At 68.2% G+C, this 21528-nt stretch carries 20 protein-coding genes; 14 read left to right on the forward strand and 6 right to left on the reverse strand.

Annotated features, from left to right (window positions below; translation table 11 throughout):
* Positions 1–140: 140 nt before the first annotated feature.
* On the reverse strand, positions 141–836 hold the full coding sequence (locus GPX89_RS10985; protein ID WP_157387408.1) for a FadR/GntR family transcriptional regulator: 696 nt from the start codon (positions 834–836) through the stop codon (positions 141–143).
* 157 nt (positions 837–993) lie between these two features.
* Between GPX89_RS10985 and GPX89_RS10990 the strand changes: the two genes are divergently transcribed.
* Positions 994–2136 carry an acetamidase/formamidase family protein gene (locus GPX89_RS10990; protein WP_328601705.1) on the forward strand — a complete coding sequence of 381 codons (1143 nt, stop codon included), beginning with the start codon at positions 994–996 and terminating at the stop codon, positions 2134–2136.
* A gap of 32 nt (positions 2137–2168) precedes the next feature.
* The gene (locus GPX89_RS10995) at positions 2169–3302 is read left to right on the forward strand and encodes an amidase (RefSeq protein ID WP_198347364.1); all 1134 of its coding nucleotides are present in this window, start codon (positions 2169–2171) and stop codon (positions 3300–3302) included.
* Between the two features lie 25 nt (positions 3303–3327).
* On the opposite strand, the gene GPX89_RS11000 is transcribed toward GPX89_RS10995, so the two are convergent.
* A complete protein-coding gene (locus tag GPX89_RS11000; RefSeq protein ID WP_328601706.1) occupies positions 3328–4431 on the reverse strand; it encodes an amidohydrolase family protein in 1104 nt (367 codons plus the stop codon).
* Here GPX89_RS11000 and GPX89_RS45850 point away from each other — a divergent pair, their 5' ends adjacent.
* Positions 4432–4641 carry a hypothetical protein gene (locus GPX89_RS45850; protein WP_328601707.1) on the forward strand — a complete coding sequence of 70 codons (210 nt, stop codon included), beginning with the start codon at positions 4432–4434 and terminating at the stop codon, positions 4639–4641.
* Between the two features lie 57 nt (positions 4642–4698).
* Here the strand turns inward: GPX89_RS45850 and GPX89_RS11005 are convergent, their stop codons facing one another.
* The gene (locus GPX89_RS11005; protein WP_198347365.1) at positions 4699–5385 is read right to left on the reverse strand and encodes a GntR family transcriptional regulator; all 687 of its coding nucleotides are present in this window, start codon (positions 5383–5385) and stop codon (positions 4699–4701) included.
* 159 nt (positions 5386–5544) lie between these two features.
* Between GPX89_RS11005 and GPX89_RS11010 the strand changes: the two genes are divergently transcribed.
* The 6 genes from GPX89_RS11010 to GPX89_RS11035 all read left to right on the forward strand — a co-directional run bounded on the left by GPX89_RS11010 (position 5545) and on the right by GPX89_RS11035 (position 12519).
* Positions 5545–6744 carry an amidohydrolase gene (locus GPX89_RS11010; RefSeq protein WP_157387412.1) on the forward strand — a complete coding sequence of 400 codons (1200 nt, stop codon included), beginning with the start codon at positions 5545–5547 and terminating at the stop codon, positions 6742–6744.
* A gap of 69 nt (positions 6745–6813) precedes the next feature.
* Positions 6814–7659 (forward strand): ABC transporter ATP-binding protein, encoded by an 846-nt coding sequence (locus GPX89_RS11015; protein WP_157387413.1) that lies wholly within the window; start codon positions 6814–6816, stop codon positions 7657–7659.
* The gene (locus GPX89_RS11020) at positions 7656–8543 is read left to right on the forward strand and encodes an ABC transporter permease (RefSeq protein WP_157387414.1); all 888 of its coding nucleotides are present in this window, start codon (positions 7656–7658) and stop codon (positions 8541–8543) included. The genes GPX89_RS11015 and GPX89_RS11020 overlap by 4 nt, the downstream gene beginning before the upstream one ends.
* A gap of 48 nt (positions 8544–8591) precedes the next feature.
* Positions 8592–9725, forward strand: coding sequence for an ABC transporter substrate-binding protein (locus tag GPX89_RS11025; protein ID WP_157387415.1), 1134 nt, complete (start codon positions 8592–8594; stop codon positions 9723–9725).
* A gap of 10 nt (positions 9726–9735) precedes the next feature.
* Positions 9736–11019, forward strand: a complete 1284-nt coding sequence (locus tag GPX89_RS11030) for a purine-cytosine permease family protein (RefSeq protein ID WP_157387416.1) — start codon at positions 9736–9738, stop codon at positions 11017–11019.
* 9 nt (positions 11020–11028) lie between these two features.
* Complete coding sequence (locus tag GPX89_RS11035; RefSeq protein ID WP_328601708.1) at positions 11029–12519, forward strand: amidase; 1491 nt, start codon at positions 11029–11031, stop codon at positions 12517–12519.
* On the opposite strand, the gene GPX89_RS11040 is transcribed toward GPX89_RS11035, so the two are convergent.
* The 3 genes from GPX89_RS11040 to GPX89_RS11050 form a co-directional block, all read right to left on the reverse strand.
* Positions 12494–13261, reverse strand: coding sequence for a hypothetical protein (locus tag GPX89_RS11040; RefSeq protein ID WP_157387417.1), 768 nt, complete (start codon positions 13259–13261; stop codon positions 12494–12496). The two genes, GPX89_RS11035 and GPX89_RS11040, sit on opposite strands and share 26 nt — an antisense overlap.
* Before the next feature lie 108 nt (positions 13262–13369).
* On the reverse strand, positions 13370–13939 hold the full coding sequence (locus GPX89_RS11045) for a DivIVA domain-containing protein (protein WP_157387418.1): 570 nt from the start codon (positions 13937–13939) through the stop codon (positions 13370–13372).
* An 86-nt stretch (positions 13940–14025) separates the two neighbouring features.
* Positions 14026–14691 carry a TetR/AcrR family transcriptional regulator gene (locus tag GPX89_RS11050; protein ID WP_157387419.1) on the reverse strand — a complete coding sequence of 222 codons (666 nt, stop codon included), beginning with the start codon at positions 14689–14691 and terminating at the stop codon, positions 14026–14028.
* A gap of 38 nt (positions 14692–14729) precedes the next feature.
* Here GPX89_RS11050 and GPX89_RS11055 point away from each other — a divergent pair, with 38 nt between their 5' ends.
* The 5 genes from GPX89_RS11055 (at position 14730) to GPX89_RS11075 (ending at position 21491) form a co-directional block, all read left to right on the forward strand.
* A complete protein-coding gene (locus GPX89_RS11055) occupies positions 14730–16223 on the forward strand; it encodes a flavin-containing monooxygenase (RefSeq protein ID WP_328601709.1) in 1494 nt (497 codons plus the stop codon).
* A 158-nt stretch (positions 16224–16381) separates the two neighbouring features.
* The gene (yajC, locus tag GPX89_RS11060; RefSeq protein ID WP_157387421.1) at positions 16382–16759 is read left to right on the forward strand and encodes a preprotein translocase subunit YajC; all 378 of its coding nucleotides are present in this window, start codon (positions 16382–16384) and stop codon (positions 16757–16759) included.
* Between the two features lie 104 nt (positions 16760–16863).
* Positions 16864–18555 carry a protein translocase subunit SecD gene (gene secD, locus GPX89_RS11065; protein WP_328601710.1) on the forward strand — a complete coding sequence of 564 codons (1692 nt, stop codon included), beginning with the start codon at positions 16864–16866 and terminating at the stop codon, positions 18553–18555.
* Between the two features lie 2 nt (positions 18556–18557).
* Positions 18558–19754 (forward strand): protein translocase subunit SecF, encoded by a 1197-nt coding sequence (secF, locus tag GPX89_RS11070; protein WP_157387422.1) that lies wholly within the window; start codon positions 18558–18560, stop codon positions 19752–19754.
* Positions 19755–19793: 39 nt separating this feature from the next.
* Positions 19794–21491 (forward strand): ABC transporter substrate-binding protein, encoded by a 1698-nt coding sequence (locus tag GPX89_RS11075; protein ID WP_328601711.1) that lies wholly within the window; start codon positions 19794–19796, stop codon positions 21489–21491.
* The last annotated feature ends 37 nt before the right edge of the window (positions 21492–21528 follow it).

Here is a 21528-nt window from a genome sequence, read left to right on the forward strand (position 1 = left end):
CCGTGTAAATACTTGGCTACCAACTATTTTCGATCTGGGCGAGCGTTGGCAGCCGTGACGCCCCGACGGCCGCTTCTTCCGGTGTCGATGCCATTGGCCGCTCCCGATCGAATCGACTGGGTCGCTTCGACGATGAGCCGTCAGCGTCGCGAGCCGCTGATCTCGCGGACCTCGCGCAGGTGCTGTTCCATGGCCGCCGCCGCGCCCGCGCCGTCGTGAACCGCCACCGCCTCGTAGATCCGATGATGGCCCGCCAGCGAGAGACGGCGGCCGTGCCGGGAACGATGCGACAGGGTGCGGGTGCGCCGCGTCCACTCGGTGGTCATGGTGCACAGCGTCACCAGCAGCGGGTTCTGGGCGGCGTGCGCGAGCAGGGTGTGGAATTCGATGTCCAGACGCAGGGATTCGGCGGGGGAGAGGCTTTCGTTGCAGCGGGTCAGCACCTCGTCCAGCGACAGCAGATTCGACTCCACCGCCCGCAGCGCCGCCAACTGGGCGATCCGCGGTTCGACCAGATCGCGTAATTCGAGGGCGTAACCGAGCTCGGTCTCCACCCCGCCCAGTCCCTCGGCGAGGGACCCCGCGTGCCGTCCGGGTTCGGTGACCGTGCTGCCCCGCCCCTGCCGCCGTTCGATGAGCTTCTTGGACTCCAGCTCGAACATGGCCTGCCGCAACGAGGAGCGCGAGACGTTCATGTTCGCCGCCAGCTCGCGTTCCGGCGGCAGCCGATCCCCGGCGCGCAACTCGCCGCTGGTGATCAACCCCTCCAGGTGTGCCGCGACCTCCGAGCTGACGCTGTGTACGCGTCGGCGCAGCGGCGGAATCGATGCCGTCATCGCCCCAACTCTAAATCCATTCGTATGCAGGTCATTTCACGGAAGTAAAACGGCAGTTACGTTCGGTTTCACGCCCCGCCACCACCCGTTCGCCTGGCTTATGGTCGGCACATCGGATGGTCCGACCAATTGCGGTCGGGTAGGAGAGGTAGAGAGCGTGACGTCGATCGTGCGGGGATTCGCCCCGGCGTTTCCGGTGCTGCAACCGAGCGAGGGAATCGGCGGCGAGGCCGTCTACCTCCCCGCCGACCCCGCGGCGGTGCTGTGGGGACGCCTGCCCCGGGTGGGTGACCGCCCCATCGCGACCATCGAGCCCGGGCGCAGCGTCGTCGTCGACACCGTCAGCCACGAGGGCATTCTCGCCGACCAGGGCTCCGACCCCCGCGCCTATTTCGGCCGTCACGGCGTCGACGGCGACCAGGTGCTGGCGGACGCGATCGAGGTGGCGGCCACACGCCGCCGCGACTCACTGGCCGGACCGCACATCGTCACCGGCCCCATCGCGGTCACCGGTGCCGACCCCGGAGACCTGCTGGCCATCCGCATCGACGAACTGACGATGCGCGCGCCCTACGGTGTGATCTCCACCCGGCACGCGCGCGGCGTACTGGCCCACCGGAGCGGATTCGACGGCGACTACGGGCAGTTCTGTGCCGTGGAAGCCCGCGACGGCCGGTGGTTCGGGACCATGCCCATGCACTCGGATCCATTGCGGCAGGCCAGTTTTCCGCTGAATCCGTTCCTGGGCATCATCGGCGTCGCCACCGACACCGACACCCGCGTGTCCTCGGTCCCGCCCGGCCTGCACGGCGGCAATATCGACATCCGCCGCCTCACCGCGGGCGCGACCCTGTTCCTGCCGGTGCAAGTGCCCGAGGCACTCTTCTACGTCGGTGACCCGCATTTCGCACAGGGCAATGGCGAGGTGGCCCTGACCGCGCTGGAAGCACCCCTGCGTGCGCGGCTCACCGTGGACGTGATTCCGCGAGCCCAGGTGAGCGCCGGTTTGGGCCGCCCCGTCGGCCCGTTCGCCGCCTCGCACGGCCTCCTCATCCCGACCGGCCTGGACGAGGATTTGAACAAGGCCCTGGAAGTCTGTGTCCGCAATGCGGTCGAGCTGGTGGTCTCCCTGTTCGACGCCGATCCGCAGCAGGCATACCTCTACCTCAGCGCCGCAGCGGATTTCAATATCTCGCAGGCCGTGGACCAGGTGCGCGGCGTGCACGGTGAGGTCCGGGTCGCCGACTTCGCCCATCGAGCCGCCACCGAGCTGGCCAGGCGCGTCCTCGAGCGGGCCTGATGACGGCGGCGAGGGAGGTCCCGTGCGGTTCAGTGGAATTCGACGCGCGAGTATGGCGTGAGCACGGCACGCCGCTGGTTTCCCCCGCGGGGGAGGGGATCCTGTCCGGGCACACCGTCGCGGTGAAGGATCTCTACGCCGTCGCCGGATTCCCCCTCAGCGCGGGCGTTCCGGAGTTTCTGGGCTCGCCGCAGCCCAGCCACGCGGCCGTGGTGTCGCGGTTGCTCGCGGCAGGAGCCGAGATCACCGGAATCGCGCACACCGACGAGTTCGCCTACAGCATCACCGGAGGCAACGGGCGTTACGGCATGCCCGTGAACCCGGCCGCGCCGCAGCGGATTCCAGGCGGATCCTCCAGCGGTTCGGCGGTCGCGGTAGCGGGCGGCGAGGTCACCATCGGCCTGGGCACGGACACGGCGGGATCCATCCGGGTACCGGCCGCGTATCAAGGGCTGTGGGGCATCCGCACGACGCACGGATGTCTGTCGAAAGCCGGGGTCGTGCCGCTGGCCGAGTCGTTCGACACCGTGGGCTGGCTGACCCGTGATGCCCGGACCATGGCGGCGGTAGCCGAATGCCTGCTTCCGGCAACAAGATCGCAGGAACCACAACTGGTCGTCGATCCCGATATCTGCGCGGTCGCGGACGACGACCTGGCCGCCGCGACGCTCGCAGCCGCCCATCGGATGGGCGCGATCGACACGACAGTGAACGCCGATCTGGAATCCTGGTTCACCGCGTTCCGGACCGTGCAGGGCTTCGAAGCCTGGGCGAACCACGGCAAGTGGATCACCGAACACCCGAACGCGCTGGAACCCGAAGTGGCGCAGCGGTTTCAACTCGCTTCGACGGTCACCCGCGATCGAGTCGGGGAGGCTCGCGAGGTGCTTCGCCTGGCCGCTGAACAGCTCCACTCGATACTGGACGACCGAGTTCTCGTACTGCCGAGCACGGCCACGCTACCCCCGCCCAGAACCGCCCCACCCGAGACCCTGGAATCCGGGCGCACGCGGACATTGCACCTGACGTGTCTGGCCGCCATCGCAGGCGCGCCCGCGATCAGCATCCCGCAACCGTCGATCAATGGACTCCCGAACGGCATCTGCCTGATCGGTGCGCCGCGAACAGACCGTTCGCTAATCGATCTCGCGAACAGAATCGGGTAACTCGGGCTTCTACGCCGGGAGGTCGTCACGGTTCGAGCCTCGAGGAGGCTGGAACCGAGCGCGGGCTCAGTTCCTGAGTCCGGACCGTCCGGGCAACCAGCCGCCCACTCTTGAACACATAGTTCCGATCGGGTCGATCGAGAAGAACCCCACCGACGCTCAGCGTCGACAACACCACCAGATCCGCCACCGCCCCGACCCTCAGGCCATAGCGATCCGAGATCCCGATGGCCCGAGCCGCCTGCTCGGTCGCCATCCCGAGAACCCGCCGCAGATCCTCCGCACCGGACAGATGCGAAGTCTGGGCCAGGAACAACCCCACATCCAGCATGTCGGCATTCCCGAAGGGCGTGAACGCATTCCGCACATTGTTGGACGAGTAGGCAGTCGTGATCCCCGCCTCCCACAACTCGCGAATCGGCGCGATCCCCCGACGCACGTTCAAGGCGTCGCCCCGCCCACCCAAATGCATATCGGTCGCAGGCAACGGAACAACCGAAACGCCCGCAGCCGCCAGATGCTCCAGCGTCCGCGCTCGCTCAGCCGGTGTCTGCCCGGCAAGCGAGGTCATATGGCCGAGCGTCACCCGCCCACAACGCCCGGACCGCTCAGTGACCTTGGCGATGTAATCGGCCATCGCATAACGCGGATCCGCAGCATCATCAGCGAAATCGGCATGGATATCGAGCGGAACATCGAACTCGGCGGCCATCTCGAAAATGAGATCGACATGACGGTGGCAGTCCTCGACACTGCGCTCGTTATACGCGCACCCACCCAGCACATCCGCCCCCGCGTACAACGCCTCCCGCAGCAGATCGATCGTCCCGGGCGCCTGCAGAATCCCTTCCTGCGGAAAGGCCACGATCTGCAACTCCAGCCGATCCCGATACTCCTCACGCAGATCGAGCAGCGCCGTCACACCCCGCAGCCCCACGATCGGATCCACATCCGGATGCGCCCGAATCACGGTGGTGCCGTTGCCGATCGCCATATCGAGCACCCGCCGCGCGCGGTCCCGAATGGCGGCGACGGTGAATCCGCGCTTGAGTTCCGCGGTCACCGAGATGGCCCCGGCCAGCGTGCCGTCCGGATTCGATTTCTCGGCATCGAGCAGCGCCTTGTCCACGTGCAGGTGGGACTCGATCAGCCCGGGAATGACGACCCGTCCGGCACAGTCGATCTCGTCGAGACCCCGGCAGTTCAGTCCCGGCCCGATGGCGGTGATGACGCCGTCGTCGACCGCGATGTCGACCAGTTCCGCGTCATCGGCGATACGAGCCGCCCGCAACACCAGATCCACCGGATCCGTCATGGCTACCTCCCCGAAACGAAGTGACCCGCTTTGTATACGAGTCCCGTGTTTCGTCGCGGGGCGGCAATTGCTGCGCCGGTGTTACGAAGCGCGCGGGGCCGAACCCGCCTGTCCCGCATCGCTTCCGGCGCGCTGCCGGAACCGGTAGGCCGAGGCCGCCTGCGCGATGTGAGCGCTGACCAGCGCCGCGGCCCGCTCCGGATCTCCCGCCTCGAGCGCCGCGCAGATCAGCTCGTGCTCACGCCAGGAATCGCCCGCCCGGCGCGGCAGCTCGACCGAGTAGACCCAGGCGATCTTCCAGCTCAACTGCATGATCAGCTGCGAGAGCAGCGTGCTGCCCGAGGCTTCGGCGAGCACTTCGTGGAAGCGGCTGTTCAGCCGCGCCAGTTCGTCGAGTCGTCCCGCGCGCACCGCGTCCTGGCCGAGCGCGGTGAGTTCCTTGAGCCGCCCGAGCTGTTCGGGAGTCCGCCGCGCCGCGGCCCGCGACGCGCACAACGGTTCCAGCCGTGCCCGGATCTCGAGCAGGTCGGCGGCCTCCTCCTCGGTCAGCGCGGCCACGAACACTCCCGCATAGGGCCGTGACGAGGCGAAACCCTCGGCCTCGAGGGTGCGCAGCGCCTCGCGCACGGGCACCCGGGAGACCCCGTAGCTCTCCGCGAGCGCGTCCTCGGTCAACCGCTGTCCGGGGAGATACGCGCCGCGGATGATGTCGTCACGAATAGCGCGGCACAGCTGTTGCGGTGTCATGCGGCCGGCGGTGCTGGTCACGGCATCCTCATCTGACGATCGGTGAAACGGCGGTTTGCATACGATCCATCGTGGCCTCGCCCGACGGGATCCCGCAAATCGGCCGCACCGGCGGGTATGGCTGCGTCACAGTGTTTTCGGCTCGCTGGGCAGCGGATGTTTGTATACGATGCGCCGATCATGAACGATCTCTTGCTGACCGGCGGCCGCCCCTGGGCCCCGGGCAACCCGGTGCTCCCCGCCGACATCCTGGTCCGGGACGGCCGGATCGCGGCCATCGGACCGGACCTGCGCGCCGAGGGCGTGGAATCGGTGGATCTGGCCGGAGCTCTGGTGCTTCCGGGCCTGGTCGACGCGCACTGCCACCTCGACAAGACCATGTACGGCGGCCCGTGGGTGCCCAATACCGGCGGGCGCACCCTGGCCGGGCGCATCGCCAATGGCGAGGGCCGCCGCGACGAACTCGGCCTGCCCAGCGCCGACTACGCCTCGAACCTGCTGGCGGCCATGGTGTCCGGTGGCACCGCGCACGTGCGCAGCCATATCGACATCGACCCCGAGGTGGGTTTACGCGGCGTCGAGGCGGTGCGCGCGGCCGCCGCCCGGCACGCCGACCGGGTGGACGTGCAACTGGTGGCCTTCCCGCAGGGCGGGCTGCTGACCCGGCCGGGGACCGCCAAACTCCTCGAAGCCGCGCTGGCCGAAGGCGTGGAGAACATCGGCGGGCTGGATCCCGCGGGCTACGACGGGGATCCGGCCGGTCAGCTGGACCTGCTGTTCGGTCTCGCCGAGAAGTACGGCGCGGGAATCGACATCCATCTCCACGACCGCGGCGCGCTGGGGGCGTGGCAGTACGAGCTGATCGTGGCCCGCACCAAGGCCACCGGGCTCGCCGGTCGCGTGACCATCAGCCATGCCTACGCCATGGGTGAGCTGCCCGCCGACGATCAGCGACGGATCGCCGAAAGCCTGGCCGAGGCGGGCGTTTCCATGGTCACCTGCGCGGTCGGCGACGCGCCGGTGGTGCCGGTCCGGGTGATGGAGGCCGCGGGCGCGCGACTGGCGCTGGGCAACGACGGCATCCGCGACCTGTGGACGCCCTACGGCGATGGCGACATGCTGCGCCGGATCATGCAGGTGGCCTTCCGGGATCGGCTGGTGGCGGATCCGGAGATCGAACTGGCGCTGATCGCCGGAACCTACGGCGGCGCGGCGGTACTGGGAGTGAGCGACTACGGCCTCGCGGTCGGATCGGCCGCCGACCTGTTCGCGGTGCAGGCCGAAACCCCCGCTTCCGCAGTGGTTTCCGTGCCCGCGCGAGCGCTCGTGGTCAAACGCGGGCACGTGGTCGCCCGGGACGGCCGTCTACTCGCCGACTGATCGTATACGAAACAAGCGTGTAATCGCATGGACCGCAACCGGCAATGAGCCGCCGATACAACTGTGACCATGCGTACCACCCCCTTATCCACCGCCAAAGGTCAAGGCCCGGACGGTAATACGACCGCCGCCGAGCGCGGCAATGTATACACCGATCCGGCCCTGGGCTTTCACCAGGTCGGCCTCACCTTCCAGAACGGCACGCATGCGCTCGACGGCATCGACATCGCGATCGGCCCGGGAGAATTCGTCTCCCTGGTCGGACCGTCGGGTTGCGGCAAGTCCACCCTGCTGCGTTTGGCCGCCGGATTCGAAAAAGCCACCACCGGAACGATTTCCGTCGCCACCACCAAGCTCGGCTACGTCTTCCAGGAGGCGACCCTGCTGCCGTGGCGGTCGGTGCTGCGCAATGTCGAACTGCCCGCCGAACTCGCGGGCACCGACAAGGCGACCCGCCGCGCGGCCGCCCGGGCAGCCCTCGAGCTGGTCGGCCTGTCGGGCTTCGAGAACCACAAGCCCGCACAGCTTTCCGGCGGCATGCGCATGCGCGCCTCCATCGCCCGGGCACTGACCGGAGCGCCGGAGCTGTTCCTGTTCGACGAGCCGTTCGGCGCGCTCGACGAGATCACCCGGCAACGCCTGAACGAAGAGGTCAGCGGGCTGTATCGGCGAGAGGGCTTCACCGGGGTGTTCGTCACCCATTCGGTGGCCGAGGCGGTGTTCATGTCCACCCGGGTGATCGTGCTGACCGGCCGGCCCGGCCGGGTGGCCGCCGATATCGCGGTGCCGCTGGAGTTTCCGCGCCGTCCCGAGTCGCGCTACACCCCCGAGTTCGGTGCCATCGCCGCCGAGGTGTCGGCGGCCCTGCACGAGGCCGAACGCGGCCTGACGCAGCACCGGGGGAGGGCCGCATGACCGCCGCGACCGCCGGCACCGCCCCGGCAGCCCAGAACGTGGCCGCTGTGCCGGAAGCGGCCACTCCCTCACCCGGGCCGCGGAAATTCCGCTGGCCCTTCGCCATCGCGCCCATCCGGGTCATCGCCCCGGTGCTGGTATTCGTGCTGGTGATGGCCGCGTGGTCGCTCGCGAGCCACGTCCTGATCCCCGCGGAGTCGCGGTTCCTGCTGCCGCCGCCGGAATCGGTGGTGTCCAAGGGCCTGCTCAACGCCGCCACTCGCACCGAGATCCTCACGGCACTGTGGTCGACGGTGCAGATCGCGCTGGTCGGGCTGGCCATCGCCATCGTGGCGGGCGTCGGGTTCGCGGTCGTCATGAGCCAGGCGAAGTGGGCCGAGTACTCGCTCTACCCGTATGCGGTGATCCTGCAGACGATTCCGGTGCTGGCGGTGGTGCCGCTGTTCGGGTTCTGGTTCGGCTACGAGTTCTCCAGCCGCGTCATCGTCTGCGTCATGGTGTCGCTGTTCCCGGTCATCACCAATACGCTGTTCGGCCTGAAGTCCGTGCAGCCCGCCGAGCACGACCTGTTCACCCTGCACGGTGCGGGCCGCTGGCAGCGGCTGCTGAAACTGCAACTGCCCGCGGCCCTTCCGGCCATGATCTCCGGCTTCAAGATCTCGGCGGGCATGGCCGTGATCGGGTCCATCGTCGCGGACTTCTTCTTCCGCCAGGGCGATCCCGGCATCGGCCGCATGATCGACGTCTACCGGCAGCGGCTGGCCACCGAGGAACTGCTCACCGCACTGCTGCTGTCCTCACTGGTGGGTCTGATCCTGTTCTGGATCTTCGACTTCCTGGCCGGTCGCGTGGATCGCGCGCACGGCAAGCGCGCCGGCGAGTAACCGAATCTTCTTTTCCCGCTCTCTGTTTCAACCCATTTAGGAATGCTCGTGAACAAACGTGTCCTCGCCGCTGCCGCCGTCGTCGGCAGTGTCCTGCTCACCGCCGCCTGCGGTGGCGGCGCCACCGCGCCCAAGCCCACCGGGCAGGGCGCGCTGGCCGGGGTCTGTCCCGCCACCGTGGTCATCCAGACCGATTGGTACGCCACGCCGGAGCGTGCGGCGGCCTATCAGCTCGTCGGACCCAACGGCACCGTGGACGTCAAGAAGGGCGCCTACTCCGGCCCGCTCGGCGACACCGGCGTGAATGTCGAAGTGCGCCTGGGCGGTCCGTTCCTCGGCGGCCAGCCGGTACCCGCGCAGATGTACCAGGACAACTCCATCACCCTGGGCCTGGTGCCCACCGACGAGCAGGTCCGTGCCAAGGCCAAGTTCCCGCTCACCGGCGTGTTCGCCTCCTTGGACAAGAACCCGCAGATCGTCATGTGGGACCCGGCCACCTACACGGTGAACTCGTGGAAGGACATCCCGGCCACCAACGCCCCGATCCTGTACTCCGAGGGCAAGATCTACATGGACTACCTGATCGCCAACGGGTACGTGAAAAAGGAACAGGCCGACGCCTCCTACGACGGCACCCCGAGCCGATTCGTCGCCGAGCACGGGCGGGTCATGCAGCAGGCGTACGTGTCCAACGAGCCGTACCGCTGGGAACACGACGTCAAGGGCTGGCAGAAGCCCACCGGCCACCTGCTGGTCGCCGACGCCGGCTACGAGAGCTACCCGCACGCCTGGTCGGTCCGCAGCGGCGAGCTCGACAAGCTCCGCCCCTGCCTGCAGAAACTCGTGCCCATGCTGCAGCAGGCCGAGATCGACTACGTCACCGATCCCGACCCCACCAACCAGGCCCTGCTGCGCATCGCCCAGACCATCCCCGACGGCCCGCCCATCAGCGCCGCCGGCAACGCCGACTCGGTGAAGACGCAGCTGAAGGAGAAGATCGTCGCCAACGGTACCGGCAACACCCTCGGCGGTTTCGACACCGACCGCGTCAACCGCGCCATCGCCCAGGTGACCCCGCTGCTGCGCGCCAAGGGCCAGCAGGTCCCCGACAACCTGACCGCCGCGGACCTGGTCACCAACGAGTTCATCGACCCCTCAAAGGGTCTCAAGCAGCAGGGTTAGGCGGGGAGCCATGTCGAATCACGAGTACGAGCACGAACCGGTCCCGGCGCGGGACCGCCGCGGCCTGCTCTCGGTGGCCGCGGTCTGGGCCGGATTCCCGATGTGCCTGGGCAATGCGGTCTTCGGCGGGCTGATCGTCTACAGCCAGGGCATGGGCCGCGGGCTGGCGGCGATCGTGCTGGGCAATTTGCTGCTGTTCGGTTACATCGGCACGCTGAGCTGGATCGGCGGTCAGACCGGCCGCAACTTCTCGCTGCAGGCGCGGCGCGCGTTCGGCGACCGCGGGCGCGCCGCGGTGGTCGGCTTCCTGGCCACCGTCGTGATCGGCTGGTTCTCCTACCAGGTCGGCTTGACCGGCACCACGCTCGAGGGCATGTACGGATGGAATCCGCTGTGGGGCGGGCTGATCGGCGGAGCGTTCTTCGTCCTGCTCACCCTCGCGGGCATCCGGGCGCTGTCGGTGATCGGCCTCATCGGCACCCCGCTGTTCCTGATCATGGCCGGGCTCGCCCTGTATTACGGCCTGGGGCAAGGGCATTCGCTGTCGAGCGCCTTCGGCTACCAGGGCGGCGGCGGGCCGCTCGGGTTCTGGGCGTGCGTGAGCATCGTGGTCGGCGGCTTCGCCGACTCCGGCACCATGACCGCCGACTTCACCCGCTGGGCCCGCGACGGCCGCGCGGGCGTGCTCGCCGCGGCCTCGGCCTTCCCCTTCGCCAACTCCATCGCCTTCCTGATCGGCGGCCTGGTGGTGGCGATCGGCGGGGCGAGCGACCCGGCGGACAACGGCGGGGCGTTCCTGGGCCTGCTCGCCGGGCACGGGGCGCTCGTCACCGGACTGTCGGTGCTGTTCGTCTTCGCGAACCTGGGATCGGTTGCGGCGCACTGCCTCTACAACGGGGCCGTGGGCTGGGCCGGGATCACGCCGCTGCGCATGCGGCCGCTCGCGGTGGCGCTGGGCGCGATCGGCACCGTGGTGGCGCTCACCGGAGTGTGGGCACACATCACCAACTGGCTGGTGCTGCTGGGTGTGGTGGTGCCGCCCATCGGCGCGGTCCTCATCGTCGACTACGTCCTGACCCGCCGTGGCGCGGTGAGCGCGGCGGTGCGGCCGATCGCGTTCGCGGCGTGGGGAATCGGAGCGCTGGCCGCCGGGATCGCGCACTACCGGCTGCCGGGTTCGGTGGACGCGGTCATCGGGTTCGCCACCGCGGCCGCGGTGCAGACCGGAATCACGGTGGCGCTCCCGCGAAGGGTTTCCGAGCCCGCCGTCGCCGTGGCCACCGTGAGCGGGTGAGGGCACCGGGTGAATTCCGCTGAGCGCGACGAACTCTGCTTCCTTCCCGCCACCGAACTGACCGCGCGGATCCGATCCCGGGAGCTGTCACCGGTCGAGATCACCGACGCCGTGCTGGATCGGATGCGGGAGGTGGATCCGCTGCTGGGGGCCTTCTGCACGCCCACACCCGACCTGGCCCGGCGGCGGGCGCGCCGCCTCGCCGACGATCTGGTGCGCGGCATCGATCCGGGACCGCTCGGCGGCGTGCCGCTGGGGATCAAGGACCTGTTGTCCACCAAGGGGATTCGCACCACCTCCGGATCCTGGTTCTACCGCGACCATGTACCGGAAGAGGACGACATCGTCGTCGAGCGCGTCCTCGCGGCGGGCGCGATCTGCTTGGGCAAGACCAACACCTCCGAATTCGGTTACAGCGCGACCGGTCTGAACCCGCTGTTCCCCGCCACCCGCAATCCCTGGGACACCGCGCTGAGCCCCGGCGGGTCCAGCGCGGGCTCGGCGGCCGCCGTCGCGGCCGGGCTCGGGCCGATGGCGCTGGGCAGCGACGGCGGCTGCTCGGTGCGCGCGCCCGCCGCCCTGTGCGGACTGGTGGGCGTCAAACCCTCCATGGGCCGGGTGCCGGTCTATCCCGGCTGCCGTGACGAGCGGCTACCCGGAGTATCCGGCTGGGAGAGCATCGAACACATCGGCCCGATCACCCGCACCGTCGCCGACGCGGCCCTGCTGCTGTCGGTGCTGGCCGGTCCCGATCCCCGCGACCGGCACTCCATTCCCTCGGAGGTGGACTGGATCGGAGCCGCCCGCGAAGGAGCCGAGCGTCCCGGAACGGTGGCCGGACTCCGCGTGGGCCTGAGCCTGGATCTCGGTTATCTGCCCGTCGATCCACAAGTCCGCACGGTGGTGGAGCGGGCGGTGCGCGAGATCGTGGGGGAGCGGCTGGGCTGTCACGTCGAGCCGGTGGAACCCGGCTGGCCCGACCCGGCCGCCGCGTTCTCCGCGATCATCATGGCCGAAACCGATCTGACCGGCATGCGCGCCATGGCCGCCGCGCACGCCGATCGCATGTCCCCGCACCTGGTCGCCTGGCTGCATCAGCCTTGGAGCGCACAGGATTTCACCGACGCCAACATGACTCGCAAGGCCCTGGTCAACACCATGGCCCGGCTCATGCGCGACCACGACGTCCTCATCACACCCACCACCGCGGTCCCGGCCTTCCCCGCCGATCTGCACGGTCCCGACCGCATCGACGGCATACCGGTTTCCGACTCCGCCTGGATCGGCTTCAACTATCCGGCCAACCTCACCGGACAGCCCGCCATCAGCGTCCCGGCGGGCTGGACCGAGACCGGACTTCCGGTGGGGCTGCAGATCATCGGCCGCCATCTGGCCGACGAGACGGTCATCCGGCTGGCCGCCGCCATCGAGTGCGCCGCGCCCTGGGCGCATCGGAGACCGCCGCTGCGGCCGGTCAGCTCTGCGCAGGCGTCGCGGTGACCGCCGGCTCCTCCGCGGCGGCCGTCTCCGGCTGCGCCGCCGAATCGGTTGTGCCCCGGAAGAAGTCGAGGTAGACGCGGAAGGCCATGGCCAGGTAGGCGAGGGTCTTGGGGATCATGAGCAGGCCCAGGGCGGGAATTCGGCGGGCCCACAGGATGACCGGGAGATAGCAGGCGAAGGACGCGGCCATGGCGTCGGACAGGAAACGGAAGGTGCGGTCGCCGGTGCGGTCGGCCTCGCGGCGCATGAGGTACATCTCGCCCGCACCGACGGCCAGCAGCGGAACATTGCGGTCCACACCGTATCCGGCGGGGGTCTCGTCGCGATCCCAGTTGTTGAACGGTGTGGCCAGCAGGATCAGCCGGACGAACGACAGCCCGAGCAGCGTCCTGGTGAATCCGTCCCAGGAGCGCCGGAACCGCAACCGCCAGGCATCCAGGGACAGCACGTAGAACAGTGTGATCGTGATCGAGGTGGCCATCTCGCCGAGCCCGATCAGGCTCGCGCGCCGTCCCCGCCAGGTGAGATATCCCCGGCCCTCGCCCCGGGCCATCGACACCGCCCGCAGCGTCAGGTGCGCGGTGTCGCCGGTCGCCAGCAGGGTGAACGCCTCCTCGAAACGGGCGGCGGTCTGCCTCTGGTCCGCCGGGACACGGTCCCGGTTGCGTCGCATGGCGATCACCAGCGCCCAGATGATCGCCAGATAGGACAGGTTGAAGCCCAGTTCGAAACGTTTTCTCATGGCGATCAGTGTGTTGCCGGAGGGTGTCCGGAGGTCAGGGCCCAAGGTCCTCGCTCGCGGCCCATCGGATGGAAAATCCGCTCCGCCTTCGGGCGTCGGTCGCCGGGGCTAGTGCGGGGTCACTTCTGACTTCTCGAGCTGATGCGCGACGAGATCCAGAAACGCGTCGACCTCTTCGCGCTGATAGGCGGGTTCGCCGACGGGAGCCAGATGGAAGGTGATGTCCTGAATGTCCTTGGCGGTGAGCCCATTGGGCCCGTGGTGCGCGAGGGTCGCCGCCAGACGGTCGAGGAACGCCCCGACCTCCTCGGCCTGGTACCCCCGAAACCCGAAGGGCGGCGCGGAGAATCGGATCCGCAGCACATCGTCGTGGGTCAGGGTCTGGTCGGTCCGCCCGGCGGGCAGGCGGCCGCGCCCCCGGCGTAGGTATTCCAGCTCGATGCACACGTGGTCGAGGAAGTCGTCGACCTCCTCGATGTCGTACCCTCGCCGACCCGGCGGCGGCGCGTCGAATTCGACCAGCCGAATGTCGGCGATGCCGAGGTGATCCCGCCCGAGCATGGTCTCGGCGATGCGCGCGCAGAAGGAATCCACCTGCTCGGGGTGGTAGCCGAGATCTCCCGACGGCGCGTGGCCGAACCGGGTGCGGCGGACGTCGTCGGGGGTCACGACGGTCATTGTGCCAATGGCTTCATGTCCGAATTACCTCCGCCCCTTGCGGATCCGACCGCAACGGACAAACGGGTCCGTTTGTGAAGCCGGGCTCAGTGTTTGCGCACCCCGTCGATGAGCAGATGCCGGATGGCGTGACTGAGATCGTCCACCTGCTTCACATCCGGCGTGCGGATGCCGTGCAGGACGGCGGCCAGCAGCATCCCGGTCACCGCCCGCGCGGTATTGGCGGTGTCGAGATCCTCACGCAGATAACCCCGTTCGACCCCGTGCTCGAGATATCCGGCGGTCAGCGAGTCCGCGGTATCGAGCAGCCCGTACAACCGCATGGTCAGCTCGGCGTCGATGCCCGTCGCCTGGAACAGCAGCAACTGCGCCACCCGCTGATCCTCGAGGAAGATCCGGTTCAGCGCGTCGCCGATCCGATCCACCTGCGCCCGGTACTCCTCCAGGCTGTCCGCCGCGTCCGGCGCGTTGTCGGTCCCCAGCGACTCGATGATCCGCGCCGCCAGATCGTCGATGACGTGATCGATGATGTCGCGCTTGTTCTCGAAGTACCGGTAGAAGGTGCCGTGCCCGATGCCCAGCTCGCCGGCGATGTCCGCGATCCCGGTGCTGTGGTAGCCCTTCTCGGCGAAACACGCGAACGCGGTGTCGATGATCTCCTGCCGGAGCTCGGCCTTGCGCCGTTCGATTCTCGAGGATGGCTTCGTCACCAGGCCGATGATACTGTGATCACAAACGGAATGAGATGTCATTCCATGACATACGTATCACTTCTCGCAGGAGGTTCGGCGTGGCACCTCAGTACGACGCCATCGTGGTCGGTGCCGGATTCGGCGGAATGGGCGCGGGCATCGAGCTCGATCGGCTCGGCCTGAGCAACTTCGTCATCCTCGAACGCGAGGACGATCTGGGCGGCACCTGGCACGTGAACCACTACCCGGGCCTGGCCGTGGACATCGCCTCGGTCACCTACTCGTACTCCTTCGAGCCCAACCCGAACTGGTCGCGGCTGTTCGCGCCGGGCGCGGAACTGAAGAAGTACGCCGAGCACGTCGCCGACAAATACGACCTGCGCCGCCGCATGCGGTTCGACACCGTCGTCGGCGGGGCGCGCTGGGACGAGGAACAGCAGCACTGGGTCGTCTCCATCGAGAACGGCGAATCCCTCACCGCGCGGTATCTGATGGCCGCCACCGGCTTCCTGTCCCAGCCCTACACCCCGCCGTTCCCCGGCATCGACACCTTCGCGGGCAAGATCATCCACACCACCGCGTGGGAGAACGACTTCGACCTCACCGGCCGCAAGGCCGCCATCATCGGCACCGGCGCGACGGCCGTGCAGCTGATCCCCGAGGTCGCCAAGAAGGCCGCGGCGCTGACCGTCTTCCAGCGCACCCCGATCTGGGTGGTCCCGAAGGTCGACGCACCCATCCCGCCGGCCGTGCAGAGCCTGTTCGCACGAGTCCCCTTGACACAAAAGGCGGCCCGCATGGTGAACACCTCCATGCTGGAGGCGCTGATGGTCGTCGGCGTGCTGCACTTCAAGCAGGCCAAGCCGCTGAACAAGGCCGCGGGGCTGCTGGCGAAGGCGCATCTGCGGGCGTCGGTGCGCGACAAGGAGACTCGCAGGAAGCTCACCCCGCACTACGACTTCGGTTGCAAGCGGCCCACGTTCTCGAACCTGTACTTCAAGACGTTCAACGAGCCGCACGTGCGTCTCGAGACCAACTCCATCGACCACATCGAGGCCGACGGCATCGTCACCGCCGACGGCCACAAGACCGAGATCGACACCCTGATCCTGGCCACCGGCTTCAACCTGTGGGACGTCAACTTCCCGGCCATCGAGATCATCGGCCGCGACGGGCTCAACCTCGGAAAGTTCTGGCGCGACAACCGTTTCCAGGCCTACGAGGGCATCACCGTGCCGAAGTTCCCGAACTTCGTCTGCCTCAACAGCCCCTACTCCTACAGCGGCCTGTCCTACTTCACCACCATCGAGGCGCAGATGAAGCACATGGCGCGCCTGTTCGGTGAGATGTTCCGCCGCGGTGAGCAGGTCTTCGAGGTCACCGACAAGGCCAATGCCGAATTCCTGGACCGCGTCACCGACAAGCTGGGATCCTCGGTGTTCTACGGCGGTCAGTGCTCGACCGCGCGCAGCTACTACTTCAACCAGCACGGCGAGGCCGCGCTGCTGCGCCCGACCAGCACCCTGAACGCCCACCGGGAGGCGTCCAGCTTCCCGCTCGACGACTACACCTACGGGGTGCGGTCGGCCTGAGCGGGACTGCGCGGTCGACATGGTCGGCGGCCGACCGCGCAGCCGGAGCCACCCCGGACGGCGTCGATTGCAGGTCGGCGAGCGCTGTCTCAGGTAGAACTGGCAGACTGTGTGGGAAACGCACCCACCGACCACTTGACTAGGGACTGACTTCGACAATGGACCTTCTGCTGCCGCTGCTGCTGGTTGCTCTGCTCATCCCGATGTTCCTGGGCGTTCGTCGCCAGAAGCGCGAGATGGCCAAGGTGACGGACATGCAGAACGAACTGAAGGTCGGCGACCGGGTCGTCACCACGTCGGGTCTGTTCGGCACCATCGTCGAACTCGATGACGACTCCGTCGATCTGGAGATCGCCGAGGAGGTCGTCACCACCTGGCTGCGGCAGTCGATCCGCGAGGTGCGCAGCGACAAGGACGTCTCCGAGGACACCACCACCGAGGACACCACCACCGCGGAGACCCCGGCCGCGGAGGCCGTGTCCGACGACCATGTCGAGCCGGCCGCCGACGACGCGCCGAAGCTGACCAAGGACTGATCACCCATCCAGCGCCATCGGCCGCTCCGAGGAGCAGCGGCCCGGTGGCGCTGCGGTGTGTGTACCCACTCGATTTCGCCAACCCCGCCTAGGAGATAAGTACTGTGCCACCTTCTCAGGGAACGGCGCATCCGCTGCGCTTGCTCGGCGTCTACGCCGCGCTGGTGGCTTTGATGTTCGGCCTGATCTTCTTCACCGGCGACAAGAGCCACACCCCGAAGCTCGGCATCGATCTGCAGGGCGGTACCCGGGTCACCTTGACGGCCCGCACCCCGGACGGCAACAAGCCGAGCCAGGACAGCCTGAAGAAGGCCCAGGAAATCATCGACAAGCGCGTCAACGGTCTCGGCGTCGCCGGCTCGGAAGTCGTCATCGAGGGCGACAACCTGGTGATCACCGTGCCGGGCGACGATGGCGCGCAGGCCAAGTCGCTGGCGACCACCGCGAAGTTGTACGTGCGGCCCGTGGTGGGCCAGCAGGCGGCGGCGAAGGGCGGTCAGCAGCCCCCGGCCACGCCGCCGACCGACTCGGCCACTCCCGCGACGCCTCCGGCGACCACTCCCGCCGCGCCGACCAGTGAAGCGCCGACGACCACCGAGTCGCCCGCACCGCAGAACCGGGTGTTCCCGGCGCAGGCTCCGACCACGCCGACCCCGGCCCCCACGCCCGGCGGGCTGACCCCGCAGCAGCAGACCCAGCAGGAGATCAAGGCCGCGCAGGCGTTGCGCCAGAGCACCGATCCGACGGTGCAGCAGCAGGCCATGGCCACCCTCGACTGCTCGAAACCGGATCCGTTGCAGGGCAACGACGATCCGAACCTGCCGCTGGTCGCCTGCTCCTCCGACGGCAACTACGTGTACCTGCTGGACAAGAGCGCGCTCGACGGCCAGGAGATCAAGGACGCCAAGTCCGGATACGACCAGCGGGCCGGCTGGGTGGTCGACGTCGACTTCAAGTCCAGCGGCTCCGACACCTGGGGCAAGCTGACCACCCAGTACGTGAACAAGCAGCTCGCCTTCGTGCTCGACTCGAAGGTCGTCAGCGCTCCCCGCGTCGACGCCGGTGGACAGTACGGCGGCAACACCCAGATCTCGGGCAGCTTCAACTCCACGACCGCCAAGGAACTGGCCAACTCGCTGAAGTACGGCTCGCTGCCGCTGTCGTTCGCGACCTCCGAGGCCGAGACGGTGTCGGCGACCCTGGGCCTGTCCTCGCTGCACGCGGGCCTGATCGCGGGTGCGATCGGTCTGGTCGCGGTGCTGCTGTACTGCCTGCTCTACTACCGCATGCTCGGCTTCCTGGCCGGTTTCTCGCTGCTCGCGGCGGGTGTCGCGGTGTACACGCTGATCGTGTTGCTGGGCCGGTGGATCGGATTCACCCTCGACCTGGCCGGTATCGCCGGTCTGATCATCGGTATCGGTATGACGGCGGACTCGTTCGTGGTCTTCTTCGAACGCATCAAGGACCAGATGCGCGAGGGCCGCAGTTTCCGTTCGGCCGTGCCGCGCGGCTGGCAGCGCGCCCAGCGCACCAACCTCTCGGGTAAGACGGTGTCGCTCATCGCTTCCGCCGTCCTGTACATCCTGGCGGCCGGTCAGGTGAAGGGCTTCGCCTTCACCCTCGGTCTGACCACCGTGCTCGACGTCATCGTGCTGTACCTGGTGACCGCGCCGCTGATGATGCTGGTCTCGCGCTCGCCGTTCTGGGCGAAGCCGTCGGTGAACGGCCTCGGCGCTATTGCAGAGCTTGCCCAGGAACGCAAGGCCGCGGCCGGTGTCCTGGTGAAGGAGGCGTGATCATGGCCAAGTCCGCACCCATCGCGGTGGACCCCGACAACGAACTCGACTACGAGGACGGCGTTTCGGGCAAGAAGCACAGCCTGTTCGAGCGGTTGTACACCGGCACCGGCGGTTTCGAGATCGTCGGCAAGCGCAAGGTGTACTACGGCATCGCCGCGGTGCTCATCGCGATCGCCGCGCTGAGCATGGGGCTCAAGGGATTCACCCTCGGCATCGACTTCGCCGGCGGTTCCCGCATCCAGCTGCCCGCCGCCGCGGACGTCACCACCTCGAAGGTGGACGAGGTCTACCGGGCCACCCTGCACCACGACCCGGTGACCACCCAGAAGGCGGGTTCGGGTTCGTCGGCCACGATCCAGATCCGGTCGGACTCGCTGTCGACCGAGGACGCCGACAAACTGCAGACCGCGCTGTTCGACGCCTTCCACCCGAAGAATTCGAGCGGCCAAGCCGACCGCAATGCCATCAGCATCGCCCAGATCAGTGAGACCTGGGGCGGTCAGGTCACGCACAAGGCGCTGCTGGCGTTGGTGGTGTTCGTCGTCTTGACCATGATCTACATCGCGATCCGCTTCGAGCGCGACATGTCGATCGCGGCCATCGGCTCGCTGTTCTTCAACCTCGTCGTGACCGCGGGCATCTACTCGCTGGTCGGTTTCGAGGTGACGCCCGCCGCGGTCATCGGTCTGCTCACGATTCTGGGTTACGTGCTCTACGACAACGTGGTCGTCTTCGACAAGGTCGAGGAGAACACCCGCGGCGTGCTGCACCTGACCAAGCACACGTACGCGGAGAAGGCGAACCTGGCGGCCAACCAGACGCTGATGCGCTCGATCAACACCACCGTCATCGGCATCCTGCCGATCATCGGCATGCTGGTGATCGCGGTGTGGCTGCTGGGCGTGGGCACGCTCAAGGACCTGGCGCTGGTGCAGCTGGTCGGCATGATCGTGGGCGGCTACTCGTCGATCTTCTTCGCGGTGCCGGTGCTGGTGTCGATCAAGGAACGCTGGGGTCCGGTGGCCGCGCACACCAAGAAGGTGCTGGCCAAGCGGTCCGGCGCGGGCAAGGCGCGGGTCGGGGCCGCGGCCGCGGCGCGGGCGGGGTCGGCCAGCCGGCCCGTGGAACCGATGAGCTCCGGAGCGCCGCGACCCGGCGCTCGGCCGAGTGGGAAACGACAGAAGCGGCGGCACTGACGGCGGGGGGTTACGACGGTGAAGCAAGACCATAGGTTCGTGCGCCGGACCGCGGTAGCCCTGGTCTCGGGTGCGCTCGCCGCCGGCGCGCTGGCCGGTTGTTCGTCCAAGAACCAGGTGCCCTCCATCGGCTACGGCGTGGACGCGGTCATCGCCAGTTACAACGGCAGCAGCACCCTGGGCGCGAACAGCGGTGCGGCCGCGGTCTTCCCGCGGGTGCTGACCGGTTTCTTCTACACCGGCCCCGATGGGCAGCCGGTGGCCGACACCGATACCGGCACCGCCAAGGAGGTGCCGGGCGACGCCCAGACCATCCAGTACCGGCTCAGCGCGGAGGGGACCTACTCCGACGGAGTCGCCACCTCGTGTGACGATCTGGTGCTGACCTGGGCGGCGCGCAGCGGACGGTTCACCAAAGCCGGTCCGGGCGGGCCGGTTCCGCTGTTCGACGCGGCGAGCACCGACGGCTACCGCGATATCGAGCGGGTGGACTGCCAGCCCGGATCCAAGGACGCCACCGTGGTGTTCCGGCCGGGCAAGCACTATTCGGCGTGGAAGACGCTGTTCAACGCCGGTGATCTGATGCCCGCGCACGTGATCGCCACCCAGACCAAGATCCCGACCGTGGTGACGCCGGTGCAGACCGGCGACCAGCCGACGCTGGAGAAGATCGCCGACTTCTGGAACAACGGCTGGAAGCTCACCCCGGGCAAGCTGGACCTGACCGTGCTGCCCGCCTCGGGCCCGTACCGCATCGACTCCTTCAGCGACAAGGACGGTCTGGTGCTGGTGAAGAACGAGAAGTGGTGGGGCAATGCGCCCAGGACGCCGCGGATCGTGGTGTGGGACAGGCATTCCGACCTGAAGTCGAAGGTATCGGACTCCTCGGTCGGCGTGCTCGACGTCGGCGCGGGGTCGCTGGGCGATGTGAGCCTGGGCGGCTTCCACAAGCAGAACCTGCCGGGGCGCGGGGTAGAACAGCTGGTGCTGGGCACCGGCGGGGTGTTCGGGTCGGCGGACGCGCGGCGGGCCTTCGCGCTGTGCGTGCCGCGGCAGGCGCTGTTCGACAAGTTCGGGCACCCCGGTTACGACGTGAAGCTGGGGCTGGGCGCGGGCGTGCTGAATTCGCGTACCGTGCCGCAGGATTCGGTGTACTACCCGGCGATCGCGGGTGCCGGGGACAAGTACAAGGGCGGGGACGCCACGGCCTCGCAGGCCGCGGCGTCGTCCGGTCTGCAGAATCAGACGGTCCGCATCGGGTATGTGAAGCCCGATGAGCGGCGGTCGGCGATGGTCGCGGCCATCGCCGACGCGTGCAAGTCCGCGGGCATCACCGTGGTCGACGCGGGCGCACCGGATTTCGCCGCTTCGCAGCTCACCGAGGGCAAGGTCGACGCCGTGCTCGGTGGGACCGCGAGCATGCCGGGTCCCTCCGGCACGATCGCCGACACCGACGCCATCGCCTCGTTGCGTACCGGCGCGGGCCTGAATTTCGGCCGATTCGGCAACGGCCGCTACGATGCCATCGCGGATCAGCTTGCGGCCGAGGACAACTCGACCACCGTGCTGAACTTGCTGACCGAGCAGGAGAACCTGCTCTGGGGCGAGATGCCGTCGATTCCGCTGTTCGCCGGGCCCCGCACCATCGGGTTCGGCGACGGTATGGAGAACGGGATCGCCAATCCCTCGCGCGCGGGCGCGGGCTGGAACATGGATCGCTGGGTGCTGAAACGGTGAACGCCGTGGTGGCGTGGTGTATGAGGAGTGGGTGTAG

The organism is Nocardia terrae, assembly GCF_009760405.1.
Taxonomy (GTDB): Bacteria; Actinomycetota; Actinomycetes; order Mycobacteriales; family Mycobacteriaceae; genus Nocardia; species Nocardia terrae.

Coding starts and splice junctions, on each gene's coding strand:
- GPX89_RS10985 (WP_157387408.1), bottom strand. CDS start 836: ATGACGGCATCGATTCCGCCGCTGCGCCGACGCGTACACAGCGTCAGC.
- GPX89_RS11010 (WP_157387412.1), top strand. CDS start 5,545: ATGAACGATCTCTTGCTGACCGGCGGCCGCCCCTGGGCCCCGGGCAAC.
- GPX89_RS11015 (WP_157387413.1), top strand. CDS start 6,814: ATGCGTACCACCCCCTTATCCACCGCCAAAGGTCAAGGCCCGGACGGT.
- GPX89_RS11020 (WP_157387414.1), top strand. CDS start 7,656: ATGACCGCCGCGACCGCCGGCACCGCCCCGGCAGCCCAGAACGTGGCC.
- GPX89_RS11030 (WP_157387416.1), top strand. CDS start 9,736: ATGTCGAATCACGAGTACGAGCACGAACCGGTCCCGGCGCGGGACCGC.
- GPX89_RS11040 (WP_157387417.1), bottom strand. CDS start 13,261: ATGAGAAAACGTTTCGAACTGGGCTTCAACCTGTCCTATCTGGCGATC.
- GPX89_RS11045 (WP_157387418.1), bottom strand. CDS start 13,939: ATGACCGTCGTGACCCCCGACGACGTCCGCCGCACCCGGTTCGGCCAC.
- GPX89_RS11050 (WP_157387419.1), bottom strand. CDS start 14,691: ATGACATCTCATTCCGTTTGTGATCACAGTATCATCGGCCTGGTGACG.
- yajC (WP_157387421.1), top strand. CDS start 16,382: ATGGACCTTCTGCTGCCGCTGCTGCTGGTTGCTCTGCTCATCCCGATG.
- secF (WP_157387422.1), top strand. CDS start 18,558: ATGGCCAAGTCCGCACCCATCGCGGTGGACCCCGACAACGAACTCGAC.